Source organism: Limimaricola hongkongensis DSM 17492 (genome assembly GCF_000600975.2).
Taxonomy (GTDB): Bacteria; Pseudomonadota; Alphaproteobacteria; order Rhodobacterales; family Rhodobacteraceae; genus Limimaricola; species Limimaricola hongkongensis.
The window spans coordinates 211,030-217,591 of record NZ_KK088648.1 but is presented as its reverse complement, the minus strand read 5'-3'; the positions used below and the strand labels follow the sequence as shown (position 1 = coordinate 217,591).

Annotated in this window: 7 protein-coding genes; 3 read left to right on the top strand and 4 right to left on the bottom strand. The window is 66.2% G+C overall.

The window, feature by feature from the left end:
- Nucleotides 1–300: 300 nt before the first annotated feature.
- From LOKHON_RS01920 to LOKHON_RS01905, 4 genes are all read right to left on the bottom strand, one after another.
- Nucleotides 301–1,872 carry a GMC family oxidoreductase gene (locus tag LOKHON_RS01920; RefSeq protein WP_017929501.1) on the bottom strand — a complete coding sequence of 524 codons (1,572 nt, stop codon included), beginning with the start codon at nt 1,870–1,872 and terminating at the stop codon, nt 301–303.
- 22 nt (nt 1,873–1,894) lie between these two features.
- The gene (locus LOKHON_RS01915; protein WP_026147597.1) at nt 1,895–2,419 is read right to left on the bottom strand and encodes a twin-arginine translocation pathway signal; all 525 of its coding nucleotides are present in this window, start codon (nt 2,417–2,419) and stop codon (nt 1,895–1,897) included.
- A 49-nt stretch (nt 2,420–2,468) separates the two neighbouring features.
- Complete coding sequence (locus tag LOKHON_RS01910; protein ID WP_017929499.1) at nt 2,469–2,864, bottom strand: VOC family protein; 396 nt, start codon at nt 2,862–2,864, stop codon at nt 2,469–2,471.
- A 105-nt stretch (nt 2,865–2,969) separates the two neighbouring features.
- On the bottom strand, nt 2,970–3,263 hold the full coding sequence (locus LOKHON_RS01905; protein WP_017929498.1) for a ribbon-helix-helix domain-containing protein: 294 nt from the start codon (nt 3,261–3,263) through the stop codon (nt 2,970–2,972).
- A 612-nt stretch (nt 3,264–3,875) separates the two neighbouring features.
- Between LOKHON_RS01905 and LOKHON_RS01900 the strand changes: the two genes are divergently transcribed.
- From LOKHON_RS01900 to LOKHON_RS01890, 3 genes are read left to right on the top strand one after another with little or no spacing between them, the layout of a single operon-like run.
- Entirely contained in the window at nt 3,876–4,910 is a 1,035-nt protein-coding gene (locus LOKHON_RS01900) for an ABC transporter substrate-binding protein (RefSeq protein ID WP_017929497.1), read from the top strand.
- Nucleotides 4,910–5,725, top strand: coding sequence for an ABC transporter ATP-binding protein (locus LOKHON_RS01895; protein WP_017929496.1), 816 nt, complete (start codon nt 4,910–4,912; stop codon nt 5,723–5,725). Before LOKHON_RS01900 ends, LOKHON_RS01895 begins: the two co-directional genes overlap by 1 nt.
- Nucleotide 5,726: 1 nt before the next feature.
- Complete coding sequence (locus LOKHON_RS01890) at nt 5,727–6,542, top strand: ABC transporter permease (protein WP_017929495.1); 816 nt, start codon at nt 5,727–5,729, stop codon at nt 6,540–6,542.
- Nucleotides 6,543–6,562: the final 20 nt, after the last annotated feature.

Here is a 6,562-nt window from a genome sequence, read left to right as displayed (position 1 = left end):
GACGGGCGGAGCCCCGGCGCAGGTTCAAATCCTGCTCCCGCAACCAGATTTCCCCAAGACATCGATGAAGACCGCCCGTCAGGCGCAGAACCTGAAGGGCCAAGGCCGTCTTGGAAACGCTCCGGGGGAGCGGTTCAGGCCGTGGCGGGCGACAGCCCGGGCGCAGGGGCCAATCCTGCTCTCGCGGTGGGCTTCAGCTGTCGACCGAACGGGGCGACGAGATATCCCCGATCCATCCGATGGATGTGCCAGGGGCGGCGCCTTGCTGCCGCTCCTGACATCTTTGCGAGCATTTTCGGATCAGAGGTTTCGCGCCGCCATTTCGCTTGCGATGTGGTCGGCTTGCCGGATGGCCAGCGCGACGATGGTCAGCGTCGGGTTCTCGGCTGCCCCGGTGGTGAACTGCGAGCCGTCCGAGATGAACAGGTTGTCGATGTCGTGGCTCTGGCCCCAGCGGTTGACAACGCCGTCGCGCGCGTGTCCGGACATCCGGTTGGTGCCGAGGTTGTGCGTCGACGGGTAGGGCGGTGTCGGCAGGGTGCGGGTGGCCCCGAGTGCCTCGTATATGGCCTGGCCCTGCCTGTAGGCATGCGCCCGCATCGCCCGGTCGTTGGCATGGTCGGAGTAATGCACGTTCGCCACCGCCAAGCCGAACCGGTCCTTCACGTCATGGTTCAGGGTGACGCGGTTGGTCTCCTGGGGCATGTCTTCGCCGACGATCCACATCCCGGCCATGTTCTCGTACTGGTCGAGCGCAGAGGTGAACTCCCGGCCCCAGCCGCCCGGGTCCATGAAGGCCGCCATGAAGGGCAGGCCGAGCGAAAGCGTCTCGAGCTCGTAGCCCGCCACGAAGCCGCGGCTGGGATCGTGCCGCGCCTCGTCCTGCACGATCCCGGCCATGGTGGTGCCACGCCACATCTTCACGGGTTTGTCGAAAATGCCGTAGACCGATCCGGTGAGGTGGCGCATGTAATTGCGGCCGACCTGGCCCGAGGAGTTGGCGAGACCGTCGGGATACATCGGGCTGGCCGAGTTCAACAGCAGCCGCGGGCTTTCGAACGAGTTTCCGGCGACCGCCACGATGCGGGCCATCTGCTTGTGCTCGCGGCCGTCGGCATCGGCATAGACGACGCCGTTCACCCGGCCATCGGGGCCGTGCTCGATCCGCAGCGCATGCGCCTTTTCACGCACTTCGAGATGACCGGTCGCCTCTCCGTCGGGGATGTCCGTATAGGCCGTGGACCACTTGGCGCCCCATTTGCAGCCCTGGAAACAGAAGCCGGTCTGCTGGCAGGGCAGGCGGTCGGAATTGTCGGTGGAGTTGATCGCCATGCGGCCGGTGTGGACCTTTTCGTAGCCCAGCGCCTTGGCCCCGGCTTCGAACACCTTGTAGTTGTTGTTTCCGGGCAGGCCGGGATTGCCGTTGGTGCGCGTGACGTTCAGCTTCTTTTCGGCGAGGTCGTACCACGGCGCCATTTCCTCGGCGTCGATGGGCCAGTCGAGCAGGTTCGCGCCCTGCACCTTGCCATAGGTTGTGGCGGCTTTCCATTCATGCGGTTGAAACCGCAGCGAGGCGCCGGCCCAATGCGTGGTGGTGCCACCCACCGCCTTGACGATCCAGGCGGGCAGGCCGGAGAAATCCTTGGCCACGCGCCAGTCGCCGCTGGTGGTGCGCGGGTCGAGCCAGGCCAATTGGCCAAAGCTGTCCCACTCGTCGTTGATGTAGTCCTCGGGCAAATAGCGCCCGCCGGCCTCGAGCGCCACGACGCTGACGCCGCGCTGCGCCAGCTCGTTGGCGAGCACGCCGCCGCCCGCGCCAGTGCCGATGATGACGACGACGCTGTCGTCAGAGAGATCGAATGGTGCACTCATGATCTTGTCCTCCCTGTCCGGCTCAGAGCCAGGCGATGTCGTCGAAGCCGCGGTCGATGTAACCGCCCATGGAGAAGGATTCCCCCTCATAGCCGAAGATCGGCCAGACAGCCTTCTGGTTGTAGAGCCCGGTCACGAGACCGCCGCGGATCTTCTGGAAGAAGTCGCTGTCCTCGATCTGCCGGAGCAGGTCGACCCGGTCGCGCTCCCAGCCGATGTCGAGATAGCGGCCGTAGCCACGGGCGCGCGCCGCCTCGTCGAGCATCCGGATGCCGGCTTCGGTCGCGTCGACCTCGTCGGGCGTGTCATAGCCCTTGACCGCGACGACATAGTTTTCGTCCGGCACCCGGTCATGCGGGTAGATGTCGCGCGCAAGCTGCACCAGCGTGGCGAAGGTGCCGGGCTTGAGCGCGTTCATCTCGGTGGCCCAGGCCGCGTCGCTCGCGGCCAGAAAGCCGGTCCCGGCCACGAAGCCCGCGCCGATGGCGGTCGCGCGGGTCAGCAACTGCCTGCGGGTCAGGCCCCGCGGTGTCCTTGTCTGTGTCATTGCCGTCTCCTCCCAAAGTCGGTGAAGGGCGCCCTCGCGCCGGGTTGCATCAGCCGAAGCGGCCGGATCTTTCCAGCACCTCGATCTGGTAGCCGTCCGGGTCGGCGACAAAGAAGAACCGGCCGACCAGATCCCCGTCCGGCGCGAATTCGACGATTTTCCGGGGGGCGAAGCCTGCCGCCTCGAAGCGGGCATGCTCGGCCGCGAGATCCTCGACCGACACCGCGAGATGGCCATAGCCGTCGCCAAGATCGTAGGACGCGTCGCGGCCCTTGTTCACCGTCAGCTCGAGCTCGAAGCCGCTGTCGGCATTGCTCAGATAGACCAGCGTGAAATCGGTGAAATCGAGCCGATCGGCCACGTCGAGGCCGAAGGCCCGGTTGTAGAAGTCGACCGAGCGCGCTTCGTCGCGCACGCGGATCATGCTGTGAATCAGTTTGGCCATTGTCCCTCTTGTCCCGGATCGTCTTTCCGGTTTCACAATAGGGTCGGCCCGGCCCGCTCGGGGTAGTAGCCCTTTACTACGCCCGAAATTGCGGTGGCATCGGTCTCATTCGGCCGCCATCAGATACCTGCCGCCGACATCGCCGCGCTCGAGCGCGACAAGACAGGCACAGCGCAGCAACGAGGTGAAATTCTCGGGTTCTCCCCGCAATTCGAGCACTTCGGAATGCAGCTTGGATATGAAGGACGGGGTGCTGACGCCTTCGGCGGCCGCGATCTGGTCGACGATGTCCCAGAACGAATTCTCGAGCCGGATGCTCGTGCTCTGGCCGTTGAGGCGAAGCCTGCGTGTGCTGCTGGCGTATCGGGTCGGGTTCTGGCCCGCGAAAACCTTGCACATCTCGAATGCCTCCTGTCGCTTCAACGTGGCACGCGTCGGATGTCGGGGGTCCGAAGGAAGAGGCGCAGGCCCTTCACCACCCCGGGAAGTGTTTAGGTTTTTTCCGTGGCGTCAACCGCGAAAGGGGCCGTGCCCGACCCCGCGCGGCTTGTCCGCCCGAATGGCGCAAGCCGCCCCGCGACGCCCGAACCTCGTGCTGAATCGCGCAGATCCCGGTGGTCGCGGCTTCCCGAGACCAGTCTCTTACATCGTTGCCACGCAGGCGCGTCAGGCGCAGAACCCGAAGGGCGGGGCCACCTGCGCAACGCTCGGGTCGGGCGGGTCGGACCTCGGCGGGCGGCGCCCCGGCGCCCATCGGCGCAGGCCTTTTTCTGCGTCCCGGCAAAGCCGGGCCCTGCGGCCCCTTCTAGCGGACATGAGGGGCGGGTGCGCCCTTCTGCGCGAAACGGTGTCGGAACGGTTCGCACACAGGTTGCGACCCCCTTCGATTGCCGAAATTAGATCAGCTACGGCAAAAATTTGTTCTTTATTGGAACGGAACTCGCCCGCAGTATCCCCGGGGAGATCCGGCGTCGGGAGGGGCGTCGCGGGTCGAAATAGGGAGACGAGACAGTGCCGAACACCAAGATCACCAAGCGCCAGTTCCTGCGGTATTCCGGGGGCGCGGCCATGGCCGCCGGGGTGCCCGCCTTCATCGGCGTGGGCGCCGCCAATGCCGCCGGGCTCAAGACGGTCGAGATGCAGCTCGGCTGGCTCGCCTCCAACGGCCTGCTGGGCGAGGTCGTGGCCCAGGCCAAGGGGTTCTACGAGGCAGAGGGCGTCGAGCTGCGCATCACCCCCGGCGGCCCGAACGTCGATGGCGTCGGATCGGTCGCGGCCGGACGCGCCGCGGTCGGCCAGATCTCGTCGAGCCCGTCGATCATGCTGGCGCGGGCCGCGGGCATCCCGATCAAGGCCTTTGCCGCCGGCTACCAGAAGCATCCCTTCACCTATTTCTCGCGACCCGACAACCCGATCCGCGAACCCAAGGACATGATCGGCAAGACCATCGCCACCATGCCCACCGCGCATATTCTTCTCAAGGCGCTGATGGCGGCCAACGACATCGCCGAAAAGGACGTCGAGATCGTCAACATGGGCTCGGACATGAACCAGCTGATGACCGGGCAGGCCGACGCGGTGAGCGGCTGGCTGACCAACATCGCCGCCCTCGACGTGCTGGGCGAGGAGCGGGTCGACCTGATGCTGTGGGACACCGGCATCCAGCTTTACGCCACCGTCTATTACGCCACCGACGAGACCATCGAGGAAGAGGCCGAAACGCTGGCGGGCTTCACCCGCGCCACCGCACGCGGCTGGCGCTATGTGCGCGAGAACCCCGAAGAGGCGGTCGACCTGCTGGTCGCGGCCTATCCCAACATGGACCGCGAGGCCGAGATCCGCGCGGTCGAGCAGGTGCTCGGTTTCGTCTTCACCGAGGCCACCGAGCAGGAAGGCTGGGGCACGATGAACCGCGCCAACTGGGAAAGCCAGATCGAAGCCTATGCCGCGCTCGGCCAGTTCGACGGCGATGCGCCGGGCGTCGACGAGGTGATGACGCTCAAGATCCTCGAAATGACCGCCGACGCGCGCCGCGAGGTGTCGTGATGGCCGCGGCTGAACTTCACACGGCAGCGGGGAATCCCGCTGCCACCCCCGCCGCCAATCCCGCCGCAGGTGCGATCCGGGTCGAGAACGTCGACGTCACCTTCAGCGAAGGCACGGTCGTCGCGCTCAAGGATGTCTCGGTCGAGATCCCGCAAGGCGCCTTCGTGACCATTCTCGGGCCGTCGGGCTGCGGCAAATCCACGCTGATGCGCGCCATCGCCGATCTGGTTCCGGCGGCGCGCGGCGTGGTCGACGTGCAGGGCCAGTCGCCGCGCGACGCCCGCCGCGACCGCAATTTTTCCTACGTCTTCCAGGATGCGACGCTGCTGCCGTGGCGCACCGCGCTGGAAAACGTGCAGCTTCCGCTCGAGGTGGGCGGCGGTGGCGATGCCCATGCCGATCCGCGCGACCTGCTGGAGCTCGTCGGGCTCAAGGGCCGCGAGAACGCGCTGCCGAGCGAGCTGTCGGGCGGCATGCGCCAGCGCGTCGCCATCGCCCGCGCGCTCGTCACCAAGCCCAAGATCCTGCTGATGGACGAGCCTTTCGGCGCGCTCGACGAGATCACCCGCGACAAGCTCAACGAAGAGGTGCTGCGGATCTGGCGCGAAACCGGGACGACGATCCTCTTCGTCACCCATTCGATCCCCGAGGCCGCCTTCTTGGGGGAATATGTCCTGATGCTCGCCGCCCATCCGGGCCGGGTGAAGGAGTTCATGAAGGTCGAGCTGCCGCCCGAGCGGCGGCTGGCGGATCGCGACACGCTGGAATTCGTCCAGATCACCGCGCATCTGCGCAAACTGCTGGAGGAATGCTGACATGGCCGAGGCAAGCCAAATCCCGATGCCGGTGCCCGCGCCGCGCCTGAACCGGATGCTCGACGCCGTGGTCGCCCGCGGACCGGCGCTCGCCGCCGTGGCGGGGCTGCTCTTGCTGTGGCAGGGCGTGGTGTGGTTCTTCGAGGTGCCCGAATACATGGCGCCGAGCCCGGTCGCCGTCCTGGGCGCGTTCCAGGAAAATGCCGGCACGCTCTGGCTCAATTTCTGGCCCACCTTCTTCGAGGCGGCGCTCGGCTTTGTCGCGGGCAACCTCGTGGCGATCCTGCTCGCGGTGTGGTTCGTGCACAATTCCACCGCCGAACGCGCCTTCTTCCCGATCGCGGTGTTCATCAACACCATCCCGATCATCGCTCTGGCGCCCGTGCTCGTGCTGATCTTCGGCAACGGCTTCGCGCCCAAGATCATCATCGCCGGTCTGATCTGCTTTTTCCCGACGCTGGTGAACATGGTGCGCGGCCTGAAGGCGGTGCCGCCCGCCACGCTCGACCTGATGCGCGTGCTGTCGGCCTCCAACTGGGAGATCTTCTGGAAGGTGCGTCTGCAAAGCTCGCTGCCCTTCCTCTTCGCGGCGCTGAAAATCGCCTCCACCACCTGCGTCATCGGCGCGATCGTGGCGGAATGGATCGGCTCGAACTTCGGTCTCGGCGCGCTGATCATCGAGGCGACCTTCAATTTCCGCTCGCCGCTGCTCTACGCCACCGTCTTCACCGCAGCCCTTCTGGCCGTCGTGATGTTCGCCCTTGTGAGCTTTGCCGAAGCCAAGCTCATCCGCTGGAAGACCTCGGACGTCCACTGACCGGCCCGCAACAGAATATC

Coding starts and splice junctions, on each gene's coding strand:
- LOKHON_RS01890 (WP_017929495.1), top strand. CDS start 5,727: ATGGCCGAGGCAAGCCAAATCCCGATGCCGGTGCCCGCGCCGCGCCTG.
- LOKHON_RS01915 (WP_026147597.1), bottom strand. CDS start 2,419: ATGACACAGACAAGGACACCGCGGGGCCTGACCCGCAGGCAGTTGCTG.
- LOKHON_RS01895 (WP_017929496.1), top strand. CDS start 4,910: ATGGCCGCGGCTGAACTTCACACGGCAGCGGGGAATCCCGCTGCCACC.
- LOKHON_RS01905 (WP_017929498.1), bottom strand. CDS start 3,263: ATGTGCAAGGTTTTCGCGGGCCAGAACCCGACCCGATACGCCAGCAGC.
- LOKHON_RS01910 (WP_017929499.1), bottom strand. CDS start 2,864: ATGGCCAAACTGATTCACAGCATGATCCGCGTGCGCGACGAAGCGCGC.
- LOKHON_RS01920 (WP_017929501.1), bottom strand. CDS start 1,872: ATGAGTGCACCATTCGATCTCTCTGACGACAGCGTCGTCGTCATCATC.